Here is a 21,532-nt window from a genome sequence, read left to right on the forward strand (position 1 = left end):
TTGATTCCTTGTCAGTGGCAAATGCTAAGTGACGGAATAGGTAGACGTATTGCGGGAAAGATCAGATAAGGAACTAGAACGTAGGCTAATTCCTGAAGAATCCCTGATAAAAAATTAATCTGATCATGTGTGGTGCAAATCCACACCTTAGCAATTGGGAGGACTAAATTGCCCTTGGCTTTTAGTATCTGACCCATTAAACAGCGGGACGTATGCCCCCACAAATAGCAACCGAGGATGTGGTAGGGTTAGAGCCTGACGAGGTGGAAGCGGTGATACTGACGGAGTATCGTGTAGGTTGTTAAAAAATAGGTGAGGCGCTAGCACAATGGTAGTGCGCCAGATTGATAATCTGGAGATGTTGTTCGAATCGACGGCTGAGCCTTAAAATTGTGAAAAGGGCGGTTTAGCCTAGATATACAGCATCATTTCAAGTGGTGCTGTTTTCTTACATAAGTACAAGATCAGTCATTGACTGTAGCATATTTCATAAAAGTTAGGAGTGAAAGAAATGTTTATCCCAAAAGAAGTAGAAAGATTAATGACAATATACAAAAGTGTGTCGGAAAAAGAATTTGCTAAGATTATCAAAGATGATGCACAAGCAAAAGCGGATATGGAATTTACAGCAAAATGGTTAGAATCAGAATTGCAGCCATTTATAGACACGATAAAAGGAATTTTTAGACAAGTCATGGAGTCACTAGAACCATTAGTAGCTCAAATTTCAGAAAATCCCGGAGTGTTAAATTCATTAAACAAAAGCTTGACCAAAGAAAATGGTTTTAGTCTAGGTGCTTAATATTATTTAAAGGTCATCGCATTGCGGTGGCTTTTTATATTGTTTAGAAAGGGGTGAGGTCATGGCGAAGTTGACAGAAAAACAAAGGGCTTTTGCTGAAGAGTATGTATTGAATTTCGGTAACGGAACGCAAGCAGCAATTAAAGCAGGGTATTCCAAAAAGACCGCAAGAGTAATAGCGAAAGAAAACCTTACAAAACCTAACATTCAAGATTACATTAAAAAAATCACTGCTCAAGCGAATCAAGAACGAATAATGAGTGTTGAAGAAGCTCTTTCTATTTCTGCATCAATAGCACGTGGTCAGCCTCAAAAGTATGAATTTCAAGAATTCGATCCGGAAACGAATGAAGTTGTGAGCGCAGAGAAAAAAGCTTTTTCTGCTGGCATCAAGGAGCGAAACCAAGCGCTTGAGCATATTTATAAAGCGAATATGGTGTTTGAGAAGCCAGAAGATAGTAATAAGAATGCAGACGCTATCGAATGGGCTGAAATGGTTGCAGAAGCTGAAAAAGAACTAGGTGCTGCAGATGGATAAAAAAGCGATGAAAAAACTCATTATCATCTGGCGTAAAAATCCTGTTATCTTCGCCAAGCAGGCGTTAGGATTCGTTCCTGACGAATGGCAGCTCGAAGCATTGAACGATGTACGTGACAATCCACAGGTAGCAATCAGGTCTGGTCAAGGTGTTGGTAAAACATCTATCGAGGCAATTATTATTCTGTGGTATCTTGTCTGTTTCCCGAATGCCAAAGTTATTTGTACAGCCCCGACGATGCAACAGTTAAACGATGTGCTTTGGGCTGAGGTTGCTAAATGGTTAAACGCTTCTAAAATTAAGAATATTCTCAAGTGGACGAAAACCAAAGTCTATATGATCGGCAATGAAGAACGTTGGTTTGCAACGGCACGGACAGCAACAAAGCCTGAAAATATGCAAGGGTTTCACGAAGATTACATGTTATTCGTCGTTGATGAGGCTTCGGGTATTGATGATAACATCATGGAAGCCATTCTAGGAACGCTGACTGGTGAACACAATAAAATCATCATGATGGCCAACCCAACAAAAACAAGCGGAATTTTTTACGATGCCTTTCATAAGGATCGCGCAGATTGGAAAACGAGAAAAGTTTCGTCTCTCGACAGCAGCCGAACTAATAAGAAAAATATTGAACGACTAATTCGTCGTTATGGTCCAGATAGTGACGTTGTAAGAGTCCGTGTTTATGGTGATTTTCCTCTTGGTGAGCCAAATGCTTGGATTTCGTTGTCAGCAGTAGAAGCGGCAATCAATCGAGAGCTGCCGGAAGAATATGAACTAATTAATTTAAAAGAAAATCTATATGACATTCCTGATCACGCGCCTATTGATTTAGGATTGGATGTTGCCAGATTTGGTGATGATGAAACAGTCCTTGCTATTCGATTAGGGGCTATTTGTTTGCCGTTAAAAAGTTTTCAAGGTCAGAACCTCATGAAGACAGTAGGAATGACTATGAAAGAGGCAAATAAATTACACGAGCAATATCCAACTCATAATATCCGCATCAAACTTGATGACACTGGTGTGGGTGGAGGTGTTACTGACAGACTGAGAGAAATCATCTGCGAGGAGGATCTCGAATGGCTGTCTGTTCATCCAATCAATTTTGCTAGTAAAGGGAATAAAGAGTATGACGGAATCATTTCTTTGATGTATGGCAAGTTTAAAGATGATTATTTAAATGACATCATCTTACCCAAAGATGATGATCTGATGGGTCAATTATCAATCAGGCGTTATTCATTGACCTCAAAAGGAAAAGTTCTGATTGAACGTAAAAAAGAAATGAAAAAAAGAGGGCTTCCGTCGCCCGATAGAGCTGAGGCGGTAATCATGACATTCTACGAACCGCCGGTAATTGGTATGCAATTTATGAAAGGGGGAATTTGATGTTTGTAAGCAATAACGACTGGTATTTTCCTTTACCAGAAATAATGACGTGTAAGTCTGATGTTGAAATCGATAATAAGTTATTAGCAAAATATATCACGCTGCATAAAAAAGAAATTCGGCGCTATGAAATGTTAAAACAAATGTATCGAGGACGACATAGCATTGTTGATCAGCCAAAAAAGGACACATACAAACCAGATAACCGCATTGTTGTAAACTTTGCTGAGTATATTACAGAGACATTCAATGGTTATTTTATTGGGAAGCCGATAAGCGTTAGCCATGATTCTCCTGTAGTATCAGAAAAAATCAATACAATCTTAAAGCTTAATGATCAAAATGACAATAATGCTGAATTGTCTAAGAAGGTATGCATCTTTGGCAGAGCTTACGAGTTTTTATGGCAGGATGAAGAAGCACAAACTAAAATCACTTACAATGATCCGTTGGATATGTTTATGGTTTATGACAAGTCAATCGCACAAAGAAAACTTTTTGCAGTTCGTTATTATCTCAACGATGACAATCGTCTTGAAGGTGAAATTTATACTCGTGATAAGATCATTTATTTTAAGCAAGGCGAACGTGGGTACGAATTGGTAGATGAGGTACCACACTATTATCATGATGTACCGGTTGTTGAATATATTTTCAATGAAGAACGAAAAGGAATATTTGAGAATGTTATTTCAATGATTAATGCATTCAATAAAGGTATTTCTGAAAAGGCGAATGATGTTGATTATTTCGCTGATGCCTATCTTTCTATTCTAGGCGTGCAGCTAGATAAAAACGGGCTGAAAAGTATTCGAGACAATCGCATTATCAATTTCTTTGGTACAGACAATCCGGAACAGATCAAAAATATTGTGGTTGAATTTTTGCAGAAACCTGATGGTGATCAATCACAGGAACATTTATTAGATCGATTGGAACGTTTGATTTATCAAATGGCTATGGTAACGAATCTAAACAGTGAAACATTCGGAAATGCTTCGGGTGTAGGTCTTTCATTCAAGCTGCAGGAAATGGAAAACTTAGCATTAGCAGCTGAAAGGAAGTTTACTTCTGGAATGAATCAGCGTTTTAAAATGATATTCCAATTACCCACTAATATACCAGCAAGCCAAAAAGATGAATGGATCAATTTAGAATACACTTTTTACCGAAACATTCCTCGTGATACAGCAAGTGAGGTTGAAACAGCTCAATCAGCAGCTGGTTTGTTACCGCTTGAAGATCGTATCGCATTTGTTTCAAGTATCAGGGATCCCAAAGAAACGGCCCGCCAAATGAAAGAAGAATCAGGCGGACCTGCTACCGATAATTTTAATCGTACTCAAAGAAGTGATTTAAATGAAGAATGATTATTGGAAGAAACGTCAAGATGCTTTGATGTCTGGTCTTGATAAGAAAGATGAACGTTTTTCTTTAAAGTTAGCGAAAGAATATGATCGCATCCAAAGAGAATTAGAGAAAGAAATTGCCTATTATTATCAAAAGTATGGAGCAGATGACATTCTCGAATATAGAACGATGATGGCGGAGCTAAGTGATTCAGAACGTGAGGAGATATTCAAAGACTTTGATAGCTTTGTTCAGAATCATCCAGAACATGCTAACTTATTACCTATCAGACAAAACATTTATAAGTTGAACCGACTAGAAGGGCTGCAGATGTCCGTTAGAATGAAGATGGCTGAATTAGGATTAATTGAACAGGATCTAATGACGGAATATCTAAAATTGTCTTATAAATACGGATATGAAGCTACAATGAGAAACTTGAAGAATCCTTCGAGTTTTTTTAGTATCAATAATTCTTTGCTTCAGCAAGCTTTATCTGATAAGTGGTTCAACGAGAAAAACTACTCTGACCGTATTTGGGACAATAAAGACACATTGAGAAATTGGCTGACCATTGATTTGAAGGATGGCATAATCGCAGGTAAGAATTATGATGCAATGATCAAATCGTTAATGCAACGTGTAGATACTGGCAAATTCTATGCAAAACGTCTCGTTTGGACGGAATCGGCCTTCTTTATGAATACAGCTAATGCACATGCTTTTATGGCCGAGGGCATTCTGAGATACCAATACACGTCAATTATTGATGACCGTACAAGTAAAGTGTGTAGAACGCTCAATAAACAGTTTTTCGAGTTTAAAGATTATAGACCGGGACTAAATGCGCCGCCAATGCACAGTTTTTGTAGGTCTACAATAATTCCAATTGAAAATGAGGAGTGATGGTGTAAATGCATAAGTCTTATCGAGTAATCTACTGGAAAGGCGCAAATGATGAAGAAGGATCGTTTAAAGAAATAGAGTGTTTGATTGATTCTGAGACAATAAAGAAAATGTTAGCAGCTATACCACCTAAATTCATAAGTGTACTGGTGGATGATGGTGAGCAGATGATTTTTCCAACTGAGAATATAAATACTATAAAGCAGGTATTTAGTCCTAGATTTATTTAGGGCTTTTTATTATGTCCAAGCATTGAAGACTTTAAAAGCTATGGAAGTGCAAGCATTTATCCACGTTAAAAGATATGGGAAAGGAAAGATTATCATGAAAAAAACAAGATTAGGCATGAACTTACAGTTTTTTGCGGAAGACACTGGATCTAACGGTGGTGGGGATAATCCGGATAACACTACTACCGAGGAAACCGTCGAACTGAATGTAGATGAATTGAGTGAAGACCAACTGACTGCAATCAAAGAAAAATTCGGCTTTAAAGATGATGACGACATCGACACTATCATAAAAGGCAGAAAAGCCAAATGGCAGAAAGAGCAAGATGCCAAGCAAAAAGAAGCCGATCGTCTCGCATCCATGAATGAAGATGAAAAAGCTGAGCATGAAAAACAAAAATTGTTAGATCGTATTGCCGAGCTTGAGAAAAAAGACAATTTTACCGCAATGTCAAAAGAAGCGTCTAAAATGCTTTCTGAAGCTTCTATCACTGCAGACGATGAAATACTCAACTTTGTTGTTAAAGACACAGCAGAGGACACGCAACAAGCGGTGAACTCATTTATTTCACTTATCGATAGAAAAGCAGAAGAAAAAACAAAAGCAGCTTTGTCAGGCAAACCACCAGTGGTCAATTTAACACCAGGGAAACAAATGACAAAAGACGAGATCATGAAAATTGCTGATCCGACTAAACGTCAACAAGCAATCAAAGAAAATATTCATTTATTTAGAAAATAGGAGGAACTACACATGAAAAATATCTCAAAAACAAACAAAGAAAAACTAATGAACATGGATCTACAATATTTTGCAGCAGAGGCAAACTTAACAACGACTGACGGATTAGGTGAGATTAAATCTATTGATTTTGTAAACCTATTTGGCTATTCAATCGAAGAATTGTTACAAGTTCTAGGTGTTACTCGTCGCATGACTTTAAGTAAAGATCAAAAAGTGCAGACTTATAAATGGGTGCGTACAATGGCAACAAATAACGCAGTAGGTGAAGGGGAAACTATCCCATTGTCTAAAATTGAACGCAAGAAAGATCGTGACTTCGTTGTTCCGTTGCATAAGTATCGTAAAGTAGTATCGGCTGAAGCGATTGATCGTCATGGCTACGATATGGCAGTGAACGAAACAGATCGTGAAATTTTAGAAGAAATCCAAGATGCAATCAAATCTCAATTCTTCACTTATTTAGGTACTGCGCCAACGAAACAAGATGCCGAAGGCTTCCAAAAAGCATTGTCTCTTGGTTGGGCGAAAGCGAAAACATTCTTCCGCGGAAATGTTCCGATGGTTTCTTTTGTCAGCGCAATGGATGTAGCTAAATATTTAGGAGAAGCACCGATTCAATCAGGGCCTTCTACAGCTTACGGATTTACTTTGTTGACTGGTTTCTTAAATCAAACTGTTTTAGTGTTTGATAGTATTCCAGAAGGCAAAGTTTACACTACAGCAGTAAACAACATCGTTTTAGCGAATAAAGATGTTGCTTCCTCTGAAATGGCGACAACATTTGGCTTAACAAGTGATGAATCCGGCTTAATCGGTGTGACTCATGGTAATACTTTGAACAATTTAACTGTTGAAACAGTTGCCGTTGAAGGGATTCAATTATTCACTGAAGTATTAAATGGAGTAGTTGAAACAACAATCACTGAACCAACAACTGAACCTGAAACGAAATCAACAAAATAGGGAGCTGATTCCTTATGACTGAGAAAAAAGAAAATAAAGAGTTGATAAAAGATCGTGTAATTGTCCGTGAGCCTGAACTTGCGGACAATTCTGCTTTAGTTGATGAATACATCATTGCTGCTGTTGACCGTATTGTTTTATACGCTGGATTAGGTACTTTTCCTGAGGCTTTGAACTCTATCGCTGTTGATGTTGTGCTTGCAATGTATCGCAGGAAATATCACGAGGGCATTTCTAGCGAGAATGTGGACGTTATGAGTGTCACATTTGTGAATGGATTATTAGCAGAATATGATCGGGAGTTCGCTAACTACAAAAATACGCTAAAAGATGATCAAGGAAACGCTGGAATGTTGGTGATTATGTGAGGCTATTTGAGGTTGCTCTAAAAAAGAAACAAAAGATAGATACGGATAAATTAGGAAACCCAATCTATGAATTGACTACCTTTAAAACAGGAAAAGGTAGAAAAAGTATTTGGACTGTTCAAGAAATTGCTCTAGATAGTCGGATTGTTTCAAAAAAAATGCAAAAAATTATTACAACTTTAAGTAGAGAACAACTCCTACAAGCTTCGCATTTGAGCCTAAAAGGCGAAACATTTTCAATTGAGGAAATCAAAGGGGAAGATGAGGATCGTTGGCGTATCTTATCTGTTATTTCTTATGGGAAGTGATTAAATGGGTTGGGGAATAAGTATGGACGGAACTGCTGCTTTAGAGCGCGAACTTCAGAAAAAATCTGAACTAGACTTGATCGATGTTCAAAAAAAGCAGATGCGTGATATATACACCAGAGGACAACAACCAGGAGGCACACCAGTAGATACTAGTGAGCTTCGTATGTCCATGAAATACTCTGGCGAAGAGGTAGGGTACGTGAAAGATTATGGTCCACATGTTGAATTTGGCCATCGTTTGAGAAACGGCCTTTTTTTACCAGGGCAATATTTCTTCAAGACGAATGTAGATTCACAAAAAGAGATCTATTACCAAGACTTAAAAAATAAATTAAAGGAGTGATCTGATGATTGAGCAATTAGCTTTATCTGATTTATTGTCAGGAGTGCTTAAAGTATTAAGAACAACAATCCAAGACATTCCGATTCTAGATTATGTGCCCAAAAATCAAGATATTCCATTTGTGAATGTGGAGGTCGTAGGAGTAGAGCCAGTGCCGTCTAAGACCTTATGGAAGGATAAATATATCATCTATATTCATGGCTGGGCGGATGGCTCTGAAAGCTCTGTCCCTGTGTTTGATTTAGCGGATAAAATCCGTGAGGCGATGACAAACGCAGTTCAATTGCCTGAAGGGTATGACTTGCTTATACAAAAGCCTGAGGGTGTTCAGCGAATATTACAAGAAGAAGACGATGTGAGGCATGTTGTTATCGGTTATGCGTTAACTGTGACATACGGCTTCAAAATGAAAATATAGGAGGAAATAACTATGCCAGAAGTAACAGGATTTGAGAATGAACTGTATTGTGATTTTTCATCATCAGCTACAAAAGCGGTAGCAGGTAAAAACATTCTTTTAGCGATTTTCAATTCAACGGGTGATAAATTATTGGCTATTGCTGGTCAACAAGGGTTAACAATTAACCGTTCAAAAGATTCCATTGAAATTACATCAAAAGATACAAAAGGCGGATGGAAGTCTAAAATCGGCGGAATGAAAGAATGGTCGATCGACAACGACGGATTATATGTTCGTGGGGATGAGTCTCATAAGGAATTGGGCGCTTATTTCGATGGAGATGATCCAGTATGTATCAAAGTTTTAGATATGCAGGAAAAGAAAGGGATGTTCGGTGGTTTATGTATTGTCACTGATTATTCTTTTGAAGCACCTTTCGACGATGCCATGACTTATTCTATTAAATTAGATGGTATGGGCGCATTAGTAGATTTAGCGGATAAAGATGCGAATCAAATGCCAGGTGAAACTGTTCCACCCGTAGAAACTAAATCTGGAGGTAAAAGCTAATGACAAAAGAAAATATTGAAGAAACTGAATTACAGGATGGTCAATTTGAAGTGGATGGCGTGATCTATGAGCTGCGCTTCAATTTCACAAAAATCAAAACCATTGAAAAAATGACTGGCCGAAGCGTAAATGCCGAAGCGATTAAAAATGATGGGGTGTTGTCGCTCCAGATGATGGAAACTTTATTTAGCTTTGGTTTAGTGGAAGCTAAGGGATTAAAAGCTGTTCCACAAAAAAAGGCTATTAAGATGTTTGAACCATTCATTGAAGAAAACGGAGCTTTAACAGTAAATAATTTGATTGTGGATAAGCTTCAAGAGGATATGGGTTTTTTATTCCAATAGAACTCATTGATTATGAGTATTGGGATTCTAAGACTTCAAACACTCCTGAAGAAACAAGAAAAATAAAATTATCAAGGCCATATCAAGATGAGATTGATTTGGCTTTTTTTGTTGTTAACTTTGGCTACACCAAGTCTGCGTATTTAGAACTTACTGAAACCGAGAAATCATTTATCAGAAAAGAATACGAGCGCAAGACAATAAATGATGCCACTTATTTACGGGATTCTGTGTTAAATGCCGTTTCAAATGCTATGCGTAAGAAAGGTTCAAAATTTCAAGAATTATTCAAAAAGAAACAATCTAAAGCAGATGTTGCATTTAATGAGCAGGCGATGGATGTGGTGCTTGAAGTTGAAGAAAGAGACGGAAAATCTTGGGTTGATCAAATCTACCATGCGAATGGACTTAGAACACCGAAGGGAGGGAACTAGATGGCAGATTATACGTTAAGTGCAAAAATCACTGGTGATCCCTCTGGTTTTAAAGGTGCTATTTCTGAGGCCAAAGGAGCTATTGATAGTCTACAAAGTAAAATTTCAGCAGCCGGATCAAAAATGCAGTCCATCGGGAAAAGTGTCAGCGGTGTCGGTGATACGTTAACCAGTAAAATTACAAAACCCGCAATGGTTGCTACTAGTGCGTTAGCTGGTATTGCTTTAGTCAAAGGTTTTGATCGTTTAACCGGAATCGATGATGCCAGAGCTAAATTAATGGGGTTAGGTCATGATGCGGCATCCGTTGATAAAATCATGGAATCTGCATCAGCTTCCGTAAAAGGAACGGCTTTCGGTATGGCAGAAGCAGCAACCACAGCAGCAGGAGCGACGGCGGCAGGTGTGAAACAAGGGGAAGAATTAACAAGGTACCTATCTCTAACAGCTGATGCGGCGGCTATTGCAGGTACTTCCATGTCAGAAATGGGATCGATTGTAAATAAAGTTACAACTAGTGGTCGAGCCATGACTGAGAACTTGGAGCAACTGTCAGACAGAGGGTTGCCGATTTATCAATGGTTAGGAGATGCTGCAGGAGTTGCAGCTTCCGATATTAAAGAAATGGCTTCAGCTGGTGAGATATCATCGGAAATGTTTATGAATGCCATAGAAAAGAATATCGGTGGTGCCGCACAAATCATGGGGCAGAACTCTTTCAAATCTACTATTGCAAACATTGGCGCATCTATTGGACGTATTGGAGCAAACTTTTTGGACGCTGGAGGAAAAGGCGGAGGTTTCTTCTCTACACTTAAACCGATGTTAGCGGATTTTAACACAAAATTAGGATCCGTAGAGGCTGTAGCAGGTGAGTTAGGCGTGAAGTTTGGAGAATCTTTCCAAAAAGCGATAACAACCGTGAAGGATTTGAAGGCCAAGTTTGATGGGCTATCACCTTTCATGCAAAGCTTAATACTAAAAGGTGCTGGGATAGGTGGAGCAATAGCCGTAGGAATTGGTCCAGCGTTGAAAGTAATAGGCCCTTTGATCACAGGATTTGGTACATTGATTAAAGTTATCGGTTTTATAGCCAGTCCTGTTGGTCTCGTGACTGCAGCAATTGTTGCGTTGGTAGCTGGATTTGCTTATCTTATGGCTACCAATGAAGAGTTTCGAACGAATGTACTTGCAGTATGGGATCAGTTGAAAGCTAGTGTAGCAGAAATTTGGCCGTCTATTCAAGGAATTATCACTACTGTATTCCAAGTTATTTCTGATATGTGGAATACAGTCTTAAAGCCTGTGTTTGATATGATGTTGGATTTAATTGTTAATGCAGTGATTCCTTTCATTGTAGATGCCTTTCAGAACGTTTTTCTCCCAGCAGTTCAAACAACTTGGGATATGATAAAAACGTTGTGGGAATCAGTGTTAAAACCAGTTTGGCAAGCCATTCTCCCAGTGGTTCAATGGCTAGTTGATGGCGTTAAGGTCGCATTACCAATTATTAGTGATGTTTTTGCCACAATTGTTGGCGCCATAAAACAAGTGTGGGAAAGTTTGTTAAAACCAATATTCACAGCAATAAAGTTCATTATTGAAACAGTACTTGTTCCAGCTTTTACAGTGCATTTTAACACGATAAAGGAAGTAGTTAATGTTGCATTTTCTGCAATAGGTGATTTATGGAACAATTCATTAAAACCAATCTTTACAGGAATAATTGATTTCATAACTGGCGTATTTACAGGAAATTGGAGCCAAGCTTGGGACGGATTAGTAAGTATTGCTGGTGGGATTTTTGATGGACTTGTTACAGTAATCAAGACACCGATAAACTTAGTGATTGGAATAATTAACGGATTTATCAATGGACTGAATACTTTGAAGGTTCCAGATTGGGTTCCAGGTATTGGCGGCCAAGGAGTTAATATCGGCACTATCCCTTACTTACAATCAGGAACAACCTCATGGCAAGGTGGATTTGCTCGAATGAATGAGGGTGGTCGCGGAGAACTAGCTCTGTTACCATCGGGAACTCAAGTTATTCCACACGATGTGAGCATGAAATATGCGAAAGAATCAGCTAAACATAGCGCTGTTACTAATAATCGCGTTGATAATGGATCAGTCATTTATGACTATAGAGGAATGAATGACGGTGCCACTTTTATTGTTCGAGAAGATGCGGACATTGATAAAATCGCAATGGCTTTACAACAAAGACAAGATAAAGCTGACGGAAGAAAGGGGCGGAAAAGAATATGATGGATGATATTTCTCCGCTTTTGAAACTTCAATGCGAATCTCCACTCGAAGGATTACCGACCGAAGCTCTAAACTTCGGCGGTAACTTTTTAGAAGATCTCATTCCAGGGTATCGTACTCTAAATGTACAAGGAAGAGAGCTTTTTGAAACGTCAAATGAATATGCACAACTTGGAATCCGTGACGGTGAGCGCCATATTTACAATCGTATTCCAGCACGTGAAATTGTTATTCAGTATTATCTGAAAGCCGAAAATGATTCGGACTTTAGAGATAAGTTCAATAAGCTGAACGTGGCTTTATATTCTGAAAAAGAAGTCAAGCTTTGGTTCAACGATGAGCCTGAAATGTATTTTCAAGGAACGAAATCGATGATTGATCCAGTAGACCCAGGTATTAACTGGTGCATTAGCACATTCACGCTTAGATGCGGCGATCCATACAAATATACCAAAAGTGATGCTACTTCTGTTATGTGGGGATCTACGGTCATTACTTTTCAAGCTAATTACTTGATGGGAAATACCGGATCTGGGGCAGTTAATATGCCAATTGTCATTGAAGGTGGCGCTTATTGGGGATCGACAATGATCACTTTTCAAAATAGGTCGTATTTGATGGGTGATGATGGGAAAGAATCAAAACCAATTGAAGTGTACCCAACGGTAGAAGGAATGAAAGTCAAACCTACAATCACAATAAAAGGCACTGGTCGTGGCGTTTGGATCAAAACACGAAATGATACAGTTGATTTAGGTGATTTTGATAATTCTACAATTATTGTAGATACTGAAACATTCAACATCACTAAAAATGGTAAGCCAATGATCCGACCAATGAATGATTTCTACATTTATCCAAATGAGCCACTTTACATTCAAGCGAAGGATAGCGACTTTAAATTGACGATTGAATATCCAAACAGATACTTATAAGAGGTGATCAACAATGGAAGAATTGTTCAAACAAATTTTATCCGAGCAGAAAGAACAAACAAAACTGCTCCAAACTATTGTGGATAGTCTAGAGCAGAACATTAATGTGGAACTTGCAAGCATTGTCAGAGGTGATAAGTTTGAAGATATCGCACAACGTCTTAGTGCTGCTACTGAATTATCTCGACGAATTTTTTAAATGTTTAATTGCTACATTTTGAAGTTCAATTTCAAGCTTGTTCATCAATTGACCTGTTGATGAGTTACTTCTTATTGAATTTTCTTTCAAAAAGTTACTAAGAGTGTCTAGCATATCTTTGGTTAGTTCGAATTCTTTTCTCGTTGGTATGTTGGAAAAATCAGACATATAATATTCACCTCTCTCTCTAAAAAAATTATATCAGAATGAAAGGAGATGTGATAATCCTTGTTAATGACAATGGATTTAAAACGTGAGTATACAGCCATTCTAGAAAATGCAACAAAAGTTAGTTACGAAAAAATAGAAAATGAAATCGGGAGTATAGAGTTTACAATGCCGATTGATGATCCAAAAAATGAACAAATCCAAGCGTTATTGTGGGTAGAACTTACAGACAATGAAAATGAATACATTGGACTGTATCGAGTGATGCCTTCTGAAATAAAGAAAGATCGAAGTAACTTCACTATCCATTACACTGCATACCATGTTTTAGGGACACTTCTTGATAGTGTCCTTTTTGGTTACCATGAATTAGTCAATAAAAAGACTGTTGATGTAATCAATTATGTATTATCAAAACAAAAAGTGAAACATTGGGTATTGAAGAAGTGTGAATTTACTCGTTATTTCTCCTATGCTTGGGAAAATGAAAATGGTTTAGCAGATGCGCTTTTCAGTATACCCAAAGCCTTTGATGAAGATTATATCTGGGAATGGAATACACAAGTTTATCCCTTTGAATTATCCCTAGTCAAACCAAAAACAGAGCCAGTCTGTCGGATCCAAGAAGGGTATAACATGGAAGGCTTTGAAATCAAGGTGGATCCTAACAGTCTTGTCAATCGTGTGTATCCATTAGGTTCTGGTGAAGGTGTAAATCAAATTAATATAAAATCAGTCAATAATAACGTGTCTTATGTGGAGGATAAAGCTTCTATACAGAAATATGGGCTAGTTGAATATGTTTGGGTAGATCAACGGTTTACTATTCCTCAGGCGCTTAAAGACAATGCTCAAGCGATGTTGAAAAAATGGGGAGAACCTAAAGTTAGTTGGACAGTAACTGCAGCTGATTTGATTAAGCTGACAGATGAGCCACTTGAAATTGATAAACTTCGCCAAGGTTCGGTAGTAATGATCAATACAAATGACTATGGTTCCGTTAATTTGCGGATAAAGAAAGAATCAAAATCAGATGTATTTGGTCAACCACAGAAGCTTGATTTGGAAATTGGTAATCTTAAAGGTGATATCAATACAACCATGTCCGACTTGGGAAGGAAACAAGAAATCAATGAAACCTATTCTCAAGGCGCGACAAATATTCTGAATTATAGCTATCAGGATAATTGTGAAGCCGCCTATCCTGCGAATATTGAATTTTATCTTGATGATGATGTATTTCATGTAAACACGGTTGAGCTGACGTTCAAAACTAAACGTTACAGAGGATACACTAAAGCTGTTAAAGGTGGAGGTGCTAGAGTACAGTCAACCTCAGCGGGTGGCTCTTCTACCCAAACGAGTACTGATGGTGGTAGTTATTCTACTGGTTCAACTACTTCTGGTGGAGGTGGAAGTAGTCAAACCAGTAGTGTGAATGGTCAAAGTACACAGACGAGTAGTGCGGGAGGTTCTCATGATCATAGAATGTTTAGAAAAATATCTAATGCAGATCAGACTCCAGTCGGAAAGCAAAGATATTCGGCTAAGGGTGCAGTATTCGAAATTACTTCTGGGAGTGGTAATGATATTTTAACAGACCAAGCTAGCGACGCTCATTCTCACACAGTATCAACACCAGCTCATTCTCACAATGTAAATATCCCAAACCATACTCATAACTTTAGTATCAATATTCCAAATCATTCACACAAGATAACTATTCCAGCACATACTCACCAAGTTGTTTTACCTGATCATACCCACCCGCTTGAATGGGGAATTTATGAAGCGCCAAACAGTGCAACTAGCGTGGATATTGTCGTAGATGGTACAACTATTCCATTACATGAAACAAACCAAGACAGACTTGATCTTGTCAAATATTTGAAAAAGACTAGCTCTGGTAAAATATCCAGAGGGAATCACACAATCCAAATAAAACCGAATAAACTTGCGAGGATTGAAGCGCAGGTTATTTGTCGTGTATTTATTCAATCACAATTAGGAGGGCAATTCTAAATGAAGCAATTAGTCGTTACTTTAAAAAATGGTATTCATGTTTATATGTATTTTGAGCACGAAAAAGAAGCGAAGGCTATTCGCGACAAGATTTTAAAATGTAAAAGTGAGTTTTGCGAAATGATTGATACTGCAACCGTTCGAGTAAAGGAAGTTGTTCTAATCGAAATAATGGATGTTGAAATGGAGGAAAACAAAGATGAACTTAACAATTAAATTAATTAGTGACATGCAGCCTTTTACGATTACGGATAAGACTGGAAAAACGTTAGATGATTACTACGAACAAATGATTGATCAAAGTACACCGTTTATAAAAATTGGGAATAAGATTTTACAAAAATCAACCATTGAATATATTGATGGAGAATAGAGGTGAGAATAAATGGCAGTTGAAAAAATTCTAGAAACAGACACGCTCAATCAAGGGCGTGTAAAAATCAATGCAGTTTTAGATCAGTCAAATGCTTCTTCTGAAAAGGTTGATAATTACAAAACAGAATTAACCCAGGGGATTGATGAAGCCAAGAAGATTGCTACAGATGCAGGTGACGAGGCAAAAAACATTGCGGAACAAGCTGGAGCACTTGCTAATCAAAAAGCTGATCAAGCTGTTGCTGATTCTAAGACTGCTGTCGATACAGCTAATCGAGCAGTAGGTACTGCGAATCAAAATAAGCAAGAGTTTGATGCTTTAAGAAATGAATTTGATGATTTAGTCGCTGAATCAGGTGATAGTAATCCTGAAATTGTGCAATCAAGAACTGATACAGAGGGGATCAAACAGGCAACATTACAGGCAAGGTTAACAAGTGACTTTAATAGCCGCTTAACAACTGCCGATGCAATGCAGCTGTTTTCGGGATCTGTCAATACTCCTAAGATGATGGATTTTAAAGGTAAAACAGCAGGGAACATTGCTAGCAATCCCCATCAGGCTTTTTCTGATTACACTGCAGCTACATTGAAAAAGCCTTCAGCAAATTGGAATGAGTTTACTCAAGACAACTATAATAAGGTTGTCGCTCGTGATGATACTGGTGTTTCGACTGGATCATCTCAGAACGGCGTTATTCCTCAACAATTATATCCGTTTGATGTAAAAGCAGCTATTGAATCAGTTGCGGATAGTATCTTTGAAGGAATGACGATAACTGAAGCTGTGAAGTATATTAAAGATCATTTTGTCTCAATCAAGATCTCAATTCGTGGGAAAGCTTCTTCACCAGGAAATAAAAACTTGAAGGTTGCCACTTTCTTGGAATCAACGGATAGTTATTCCGTTCAGATGCAGAATGCCGCATCCGACTATACTGACTTTACAACCGAGATCACAGATAGTAACTTTATCGATTCCAACGGGAAAATCAATGTGCTGGTATTCTCTGATAGTTCTAATGGCGTTACACCAGCATCTATTGATGTTGATTACATTGGTGTACAAATCACAGTATCGTTGAGCGCTCTGGATGTGCTGAATAAAAGTGGTTTTGTTAAAGACGACCAGTTGAAGGATCATACTGAAAATACGAACAATCCTCATGATGTAACGAAGGAGCAAGTGGGATTAGGAAATGTTCCCAATTATTCTGCTGCCACTGATACAGAGGCAATTTTAGGAACATCTCCTAATAAATTGATGACACCTAAAAATGTAAGTTCTGCTATTGATGCGAAGGCAGTAAAAATTGAGGGTGATCAAGATGTTAATGGCGTGAAAAATTTTACTAGTGTGCCACAAATAAATAATATTCCAATTGCAATAGATCAGGGTGTTGCATTTAAGGAAATTACGTTAGATGCAACAATTAACGCTAATATTAAGAGTGGATTTATTCGACTGTGGCGTATTGGAAGCATGGTTATTGTAGGTGCATATTTAAGTTTGAAAGGCCCAGTAAGGTGGGTAAATCTAGGGGCATATCCTACAGGATTTGCTCCACAAAGTCCAGCTAGTTTCGGTATAGCTCTTGGATCTACAGGAGGAGAACAACTTCCTGCGACCATGTATGCAGGTTCCGGTAATTATAGAATCTTGACTTCAGGTTCTGTTCCAACGACAGGTTATGATTTTCAGGGTTCTGGAGTTTATGTAACAGAAGCTGACTTTCCCAGTTAAACCTCTGGCGACACCAGAGGTTTTTTATAGATCAGCATTGGATGACTTAAAGAGTAGAATAAATCCGAATTTACTGTCAATCGGATTTCAAACCGATAGTCATTATGATTTATGGTACTATGTGAAACATACTTCTGATGGTATTACGAAAGTTAATAATTTAACTTATTTGCAGGATTCTGTCGATGTATTGATTGCTGGAGGAGATAATGTCCAAAGCGGTCGGATAGGGAAACAACTTAACACAACGATAATGAACCAGTGGCTGTCGTTTTTCTTTGCCGGCAATCAAGCTGACCGCTTTGCATTACGAGGGAATCATGATGATGGTTCTCAAAAACCAAGTGAATTTAATACTGTAAATCCATTGCTAAGCGATGTGATTTCATCAGAAGAATTCAAAAAAATGTATAGAACAAGCTTTAGTAATTATGGTGAAGTTCGAGATGGTGATAGTTTATATGGATACAAAGACTATCCAAAATATAAGATTAGAGTTATTTTTGTTGATTCAGTGGATAATCCAACAATAGTTAACTCAGAAGGGAAATTAAAATACTATGGTATGGGGACGATGGGCTTCAGGGAACGTCAATTGAAATGGATAGCTGATGAAGCGTTGAAAAAATGTCCAGATGATTACCATGTAGTCATGTTTAGCCATGTTCCAATTGATGGTTCACAAAATGAAGCAAATTCGATTAACCATGATAGCTTAATAAAAATTATTAAGGCCTTCAACGATCGAGTTTTAACCACGATTTCTAGTGATACTACCAGTAAGTATCGAGAAGACTTTTCAGTGAATTTTACTGTGGACTTTTCAAAACGGAAGGCTAGTAACTTTGCTGCTTACATCGCTGGTCATAACCACACTGAAAAAATAATACAAGTTGAAGGATTTAATGTCATTATTTGTCGACAAGCAGTGTTTGAAGATTGGCAACCGGAATCTTTACTGGGTACTGCTGGTGAGGATGCGTTACAAGTGATCCAGATTGATCCTACAAATCGAAAAATTATGATTTTAGGTTGTGGACGATCAACTAATAGAGAGTATCAATATTAGTCCAAAAAAACTTTAGGATATAGGAATGGTTGCTTATTAGCCATTCCTTTTTGATTAGTTGCGATTTATTTGTTTTTAAAATTATGAAAAGGTGGTATTTATGGTAGTGTTTAAATATTTAGATCAGTTTGTAGCTGATGCGGATCACAAGGCAATTTATGTTTTAGCTTTAATTTGCGGGGCAATGATTATCGATTTTTTAAGCGGCACGTTAGCTGCTAAGATCAACACGGAAATTGAGTTTACTAGCAAAGTAGGTATCAATGGGATTTTAAGAAAAGTGGCGAGTATTATCTTGTTACTGTTCTTTATTCCTTTAGCGCCTTTAATTCCCGGTGGTGCGGGTGTAGGTTTAATCTATGTATTGTATTTAGGTTATCTAATGATGGAACTCAAATCAATTCTAGAAAACTATAAAAAAATGGGAATCGGTACAGAGCTTTTTGAGGACTTTTTGAAAAATATCAAAAAAGATAAATAAATCAGAAGTCACTTCGGTGGCTTCTTTTTTATATAAAAAATTATGAAAGAGGTTTTAAGATGAAGAAATTTAGTAAGTTTTTATTGTCATTGATTGTTGTTACAGGATTGCTGTTGCCGTTACCGGCAGCTGCTTATACAGTTGAACAAGATCCTATTCAGTTTAGTTATCATCCGGGATATGCTTCAAATGAAATTATTGTGTTACATGAAGCTGGCAATCCAAATAATGTCGGATTAAACTCACTGGATAATGAAACAGCCTATATGAAGCGTAATTGGCAAAATGCCTATGTTTCATATTTTGTTGGAAGTGGTGGACGTGTTAAACAGCTGGCACCTAATGGCTACTATCAATATGGAGCTGGGGCAATTGGGAACAGCAAGGCTTTTGCACAAATCGAACTATCTCGCACTAATAACGCTGCCATCTTCAAAAAAGACTATGCAGCATATGTAAACTTGACGCGTGATCTAGCTAAACAAGCAGGATTTACGTTTGACTTGGATGATGCTACACCATACGGAATTAAAACTCACGAGTGGATCACGAATAATTGGTGGGGCGATCATACTGATCCGTATGGTTATTTAGCGCAGTGGGGTATCAGTAAATCTAGGTTGGCACAAGATTTGATGAACGGTCTTCCAGAAGATGGAAGCGAAACGATCGTCAAACCGAATAAACCCAACACACCAAAATATAAAGTAGGTCAAAACATCCGTTTTACTACTATTTATAATAGTCCCGATGATCCAAACGAGAAACATATCAATGCAAATCAAAAGTGGACACAAGTTGGCACAATCACTCGCAAGCTTGATGGTCGTAAAAATTTATATGAGGTTAAAAATACTGGGAAGTTATTAGGTTATGTAAATGATGGAGACATTGCAGAAGTCTTGACACCTAGTCAACCCATTACACCATCTAAACCAGAGCAGCCTCATCTTGTTAAAATGAATGGTACCTTTACTACAAACCAAAGTTTACCTGTTTCTAGAGATACTACGGTAGCAAGTCCAGCGTTAGCTTGGTATGCTCCTTACGAAGCTATTGTTTATGATGGGTATGCACAATCAGCTGGTTATGTATGGATCAGCTATATTGATTACGGTGGAACTCGTCGTTATGTTGCAGTGGGTCCAGATGATGGACGTATTGACACAACATGGGGAAGAGGATTTTTTAATTAAATAAAATAGCCCTCTACGGAGGGCTTGTACATAAGATATTTTTTATTGAATATTTTCAAATACTTCTTTGTATTTGTTGAAGTCTTTTTCGTCTTTTTCTTTAGTTGATTTGCTAGAAATTCTAGGGTAAGCATACATTATCGAAAAAGTTGAATTATTATCACTCATTAAAGGTTGATCTACCGCGTTTTCAGTTAAAAATTTATTAGCAGCATCCACCTCTTCTACAGATGTATAATTTTCAACGTACACTATGAAACTATCTTCAGTATCCTCAACATAAAAACTCATGCCACTGCTGTATACAGGTCTATTTGTTGGATTATCTTCTGGGACTGGTTGCATTTCCGAAGGCCCGTCGGTTTGAGCATTATACATTCCAAGATTATTATCAAGAAAAGTGCTAGCAATTTTTTTGTTTGTCTCAGATTTTAAGTTTACTAACATTTCCTCTCTATCTTGTTTGCTTTCTTCCACTTCTGCACTAGATGAACTTTCCAAATTCTTTACTCTCGATTCCAATTGATCAACTTTACTACTTGAAGAAGTCTCTTTTTTACCATTCCCACAGGCAGCAAGTCCAAATATAGTAATTAACAAAACTCCATAAACTACTTTTTTCATATCGATCCTCCTAAAATAATTTTCTAAACAAGTATATCAAACAAAACGTAAACATTAAACCAATAACTCACTTTTAGTATGTTACAACAATTTGAAAGGAGCAGAAAAGGGGCAAAAATACCGTATGCTTACGGAATTATTGAAAATGGTTTTGTCGCAAACAAGTCATAAAGTCCCATTTTAAGCGGTTTTCAGTCTTATGCAGTAATAAAATAAACAATCAAAACTGATGAACCTTATCATAAATAAGGGAATTTTTATTGTAATAAAGAAGTATCTAAGGGTGATACTAGTATGAACGATAAACTCATTGCTAAAGCAAAAGAGCTATTTTCTACGAGTAAAACATTTCTATTATCTATAAATGATGCCAACGGATTTCCGAATACAATACTTGTGTAAAACCCATTATAAGAGCTGGAGAGCTGGTTTTTACAACTTAAAGTTTTGTGTAGATGGTAGAGAACAGACAGCTCAGAATATTCTTCAGATCAAAATAGCAACAAAACAACTATCTTGATTCTGATTTAGTTCATCTAGTCGTTTTAGCTTAAACATATGAATAAAGTGAATTGGGATTTTGGCTGACACCATTGTTTATTGTAAGTAAAAACAAAGCACTTGAATAAAAAAATCAAACGTATTATCAGTTAAAACAAGATAATACGTTTGATTTTTTTGCGTAACAGGCACTTAGCATCACCTATACACAGCGGACTTTCCATAATAATCAAGGGGAAATGAT

26 protein-coding genes and 1 tRNA gene are annotated in these 21,532 nt (G+C 37.5%); 26 read left to right on the forward strand and 1 reads right to left on the reverse strand.

The features are described 5' to 3' along the window. Positions 1–316 precede the first annotated feature (316 nt). The 26 genes from CC204_RS15130 (at position 317) to CC204_RS15255 (ending at position 20,163) form a co-directional block, all read left to right on the forward strand. Positions 317–385: transfer RNA gene (locus CC204_RS15130), tRNA-Ile, on the forward strand. A 126-nt stretch (positions 386–511) separates the two neighbouring features. Continuing rightward, positions 512–802 carry a hypothetical protein gene (locus CC204_RS15135; protein ID WP_088269964.1) on the forward strand — a complete coding sequence of 97 codons (291 nt, stop codon included), beginning with the start codon at positions 512–514 and terminating at the stop codon, positions 800–802. Between the two features lie 61 nt (positions 803–863). Then, positions 864–1,340: a terminase small subunit gene (locus tag CC204_RS15140; RefSeq protein WP_088270919.1), complete on the forward strand. Its 477-nt coding sequence runs from the start codon at positions 864–866 to the stop codon at positions 1,338–1,340. Between the two features lie 100 nt (positions 1,341–1,440). Beyond that, complete coding sequence (locus tag CC204_RS15145) at positions 1,441–2,739, forward strand: DEAD/DEAH box helicase family protein (RefSeq protein WP_227011168.1); 1,299 nt, start codon at positions 1,441–1,443, stop codon at positions 2,737–2,739. Continuing rightward, positions 2,739–4,109: a phage portal protein gene (locus CC204_RS15150; RefSeq protein ID WP_227011169.1), complete on the forward strand. Its 1,371-nt coding sequence runs from the start codon at positions 2,739–2,741 to the stop codon at positions 4,107–4,109. Before CC204_RS15145 ends, CC204_RS15150 begins: the two co-directional genes overlap by 1 nt. Then, positions 4,099–4,995 carry a minor capsid protein gene (locus CC204_RS15155; protein WP_227011170.1) on the forward strand — a complete coding sequence of 299 codons (897 nt, stop codon included), beginning with the start codon at positions 4,099–4,101 and terminating at the stop codon, positions 4,993–4,995. The genes CC204_RS15150 and CC204_RS15155 overlap by 11 nt, the downstream gene beginning before the upstream one ends. An 8-nt stretch (positions 4,996–5,003) precedes the next feature. Next, positions 5,004–5,225, forward strand: a complete 222-nt coding sequence (locus CC204_RS15160) for a hypothetical protein (protein ID WP_088270921.1) — start codon at positions 5,004–5,006, stop codon at positions 5,223–5,225. Between the two features lie 94 nt (positions 5,226–5,319). Beyond that, a complete protein-coding gene (locus CC204_RS15165) occupies positions 5,320–5,967 on the forward strand; it encodes a DUF4355 domain-containing protein (RefSeq protein WP_088270922.1) in 648 nt (215 codons plus the stop codon). 12 nt (positions 5,968–5,979) lie between these two features. Next, positions 5,980–6,933 (forward strand): hypothetical protein, encoded by a 954-nt coding sequence (locus tag CC204_RS15170; protein WP_088270923.1) that lies wholly within the window; start codon positions 5,980–5,982, stop codon positions 6,931–6,933. A 14-nt stretch (positions 6,934–6,947) separates the two neighbouring features. Next, entirely contained in the window at positions 6,948–7,301 is a 354-nt protein-coding gene (locus CC204_RS15175; RefSeq protein WP_088270924.1) for a phage head-tail connector protein, read from the forward strand. Further along, the gene (locus CC204_RS15180) at positions 7,298–7,609 is read left to right on the forward strand and encodes a hypothetical protein (RefSeq protein ID WP_088270925.1); all 312 of its coding nucleotides are present in this window, start codon (positions 7,298–7,300) and stop codon (positions 7,607–7,609) included. Before CC204_RS15175 ends, CC204_RS15180 begins: the two co-directional genes overlap by 4 nt. A gap of 4 nt (positions 7,610–7,613) precedes the next feature. After that, positions 7,614–7,955 (forward strand): hypothetical protein, encoded by a 342-nt coding sequence (locus tag CC204_RS15185; RefSeq protein ID WP_088270926.1) that lies wholly within the window; start codon positions 7,614–7,616, stop codon positions 7,953–7,955. Between the two features lie 4 nt (positions 7,956–7,959). Then, on the forward strand, positions 7,960–8,373 hold the full coding sequence (locus CC204_RS15190; RefSeq protein WP_088270927.1) for a DUF5072 family protein: 414 nt from the start codon (positions 7,960–7,962) through the stop codon (positions 8,371–8,373). A gap of 12 nt (positions 8,374–8,385) precedes the next feature. After that, positions 8,386–8,925: a phage major tail protein, TP901-1 family gene (locus CC204_RS15195; protein WP_088270928.1), complete on the forward strand. Its 540-nt coding sequence runs from the start codon at positions 8,386–8,388 to the stop codon at positions 8,923–8,925. Beyond that, entirely contained in the window at positions 8,925–9,269 is a 345-nt protein-coding gene (locus CC204_RS15200) for a segregation and condensation protein B (RefSeq protein ID WP_088270929.1), read from the forward strand. Before CC204_RS15195 ends, CC204_RS15200 begins: the two co-directional genes overlap by 1 nt. Before the next feature lie 98 nt (positions 9,270–9,367). Then, positions 9,368–9,703: a phenylalanine racemase gene (locus CC204_RS15205; RefSeq protein ID WP_227011171.1), complete on the forward strand. Its 336-nt coding sequence runs from the start codon at positions 9,368–9,370 to the stop codon at positions 9,701–9,703. Next, positions 9,704–11,974, forward strand: a complete 2,271-nt coding sequence (locus CC204_RS15210) for a phage tail protein (protein WP_088270931.1) — start codon at positions 9,704–9,706, stop codon at positions 11,972–11,974. Continuing rightward, on the forward strand, positions 11,971–12,909 hold the full coding sequence (locus CC204_RS15215) for a distal tail protein Dit (protein WP_088270932.1): 939 nt from the start codon (positions 11,971–11,973) through the stop codon (positions 12,907–12,909). Before CC204_RS15210 ends, CC204_RS15215 begins: the two co-directional genes overlap by 4 nt. A gap of 13 nt (positions 12,910–12,922) precedes the next feature. After that, entirely contained in the window at positions 12,923–13,108 is a 186-nt protein-coding gene (locus CC204_RS15220; RefSeq protein WP_088270933.1) for a hypothetical protein, read from the forward strand. A 228-nt stretch (positions 13,109–13,336) separates the two neighbouring features. After that, on the forward strand, positions 13,337–15,298 hold the full coding sequence (locus CC204_RS15230; protein ID WP_088270935.1) for a phage tail protein: 1,962 nt from the start codon (positions 13,337–13,339) through the stop codon (positions 15,296–15,298). After that, positions 15,299–15,514 carry a hypothetical protein gene (locus tag CC204_RS15235; RefSeq protein ID WP_088270936.1) on the forward strand — a complete coding sequence of 72 codons (216 nt, stop codon included), beginning with the start codon at positions 15,299–15,301 and terminating at the stop codon, positions 15,512–15,514. Beyond that, positions 15,498–15,671: a hypothetical protein gene (locus CC204_RS21410; RefSeq protein WP_188634535.1), complete on the forward strand. Its 174-nt coding sequence runs from the start codon at positions 15,498–15,500 to the stop codon at positions 15,669–15,671. Before CC204_RS15235 ends, CC204_RS21410 begins: the two co-directional genes overlap by 17 nt. Positions 15,672–15,683: 12 nt before the next feature. Beyond that, on the forward strand, positions 15,684–17,417 hold the full coding sequence (locus CC204_RS15240; protein WP_227011172.1) for a hypothetical protein: 1,734 nt from the start codon (positions 15,684–15,686) through the stop codon (positions 17,415–17,417). A gap of 37 nt (positions 17,418–17,454) precedes the next feature. Then, positions 17,455–18,486, forward strand: coding sequence for a metallophosphoesterase family protein (locus CC204_RS15245; protein ID WP_157894310.1), 1,032 nt, complete (start codon positions 17,455–17,457; stop codon positions 18,484–18,486). Between the two features lie 100 nt (positions 18,487–18,586). Beyond that, a complete protein-coding gene (locus CC204_RS15250) occupies positions 18,587–18,967 on the forward strand; it encodes a phage holin family protein (RefSeq protein WP_088270938.1) in 381 nt (126 codons plus the stop codon). Between the two features lie 59 nt (positions 18,968–19,026). After that, entirely contained in the window at positions 19,027–20,163 is a 1,137-nt protein-coding gene (locus tag CC204_RS15255; RefSeq protein WP_088270939.1) for an SH3 domain-containing protein, read from the forward strand. 42 nt (positions 20,164–20,205) lie between these two features. On the opposite strand, the gene CC204_RS15260 is transcribed toward CC204_RS15255, so the two are convergent. Further along, positions 20,206–20,787, reverse strand: coding sequence for a hypothetical protein (locus tag CC204_RS15260; protein ID WP_088270940.1), 582 nt, complete (start codon positions 20,785–20,787; stop codon positions 20,206–20,208). Positions 20,788–21,532: the final 745 nt, after the last annotated feature.

It is taken from the genome of Enterococcus wangshanyuanii, assembly GCF_002197645.1.
GTDB lineage: Bacteria > Bacillota > Bacilli > Lactobacillales > Enterococcaceae > Enterococcus_L > Enterococcus_L wangshanyuanii.